At 37.6% G+C, this 1,113-nt stretch carries 1 protein-coding gene; it reads left to right on the forward strand.

The window, feature by feature from the left end; all coding sequences use genetic code 11:
• Window positions 1-78: 78 nt before the first annotated feature.
• Complete coding sequence (locus ACI6MV_RS24905) at window positions 79-1,080, forward strand: transposase (RefSeq protein WP_407272994.1); 1,002 nt, start codon at window positions 79-81, stop codon at window positions 1,078-1,080.
• The last annotated feature ends 33 nt before the right edge of the window (window positions 1,081-1,113 follow it).

Below are 1,113 nucleotides of genomic sequence, written 5' to 3' on the forward strand. Positions count from 1 at the left end.
CTTAGACGGTTAGAATAACGCAACACTCCATATTGTGGTAAAATATGAGTATCATTTTAAATAGATATGGAGATTCCAATGCGTACAAAAAACCGTCTAATTTCTAAAGAAACAAAATACTATAAGCCTGAATTTCAAAATTGCCCACATTGTGATTCCAAATTGAATTACTGCCATACGGTATCCCGAAAAACAATCTCGACTTTGGAAGGTGTCTACACTGTAGTAAATATGGGATATCGTTGTTCAAACGAACATTGTTCAAACGCAGATACCGTTTATCGCTCAGCTCAAGCTGAACAGCTAAGTATGAAACATATTACCTATGGAACAGATGTCCTTGCTTACGTGGGTCAATTACGATTTGAAGAACATAAGACACGTAGTGAAATTATGGAACTATTAAATGAACGTGGAATTACTGTTTCCGATCGGCACGTTCAAAAACTATACGAGCGTTATGCTGTGCTACTTCGGTCAAGTTCTGAAAGTTATGCAAAGGAAAAGCTTACAAAGGTAGTGGAACAACATAATGGCATTATTTTATCTATGGATGGAGTCCAACCCGAAAAAGGAAATGAGACTCTTTATGTTATACGTGAAGTATTAAGTGGAACAATTGTTGCCGCAAAAAACGTTAAAAGTAGCGCGACAAGTGAATTAATGGAGTTTATCAAGCCCGTCCTAGATTATGGTTTCCCAATCCTTGGGTTTGTAAGTGATGGACAACAGTCGATTCGATTGGCGTTTGAAAAGTTGTCACCAGACACTCCTTATCAATACTGTCAATTTCATTATTTAAAAGATATTGCCAAGCCAGCTGTGGATAAAGATCGAAAGTTAAAAGTGAATGTAAAAAAGAAGTTACGGGGCATTCGAGATATCGAGAAAAAAGCTTCTAAGGCTTCTACCTTAGAGGAAGAAATGGCTCTTGAGTATGCTGCAGCTCTACGAGCTGTAATACTAGAAGATGGAAGCCCACCTTTAGAACTTCCAGGAATCAAGGTTTATGATCGAACAAAAATGATCCAAAAATCCCTTGAAAAGTGCCTGGGTAAAAAAGGGGACTCCTCTACTTGAAAAGCTGTTCAGAATAGTCAGTATTGTTGATAA

This window comes from Radiobacillus sp. PE A8.2, assembly GCF_045635475.1.
GTDB lineage: Bacteria > Bacillota > Bacilli > Bacillales > Amphibacillaceae > JBJGXI01.

Coding starts and splice junctions, on each gene's coding strand:
- ACI6MV_RS24905 (WP_407272994.1), top strand. CDS start 79: ATGCGTACAAAAAACCGTCTAATTTCTAAAGAAACAAAATACTATAAG.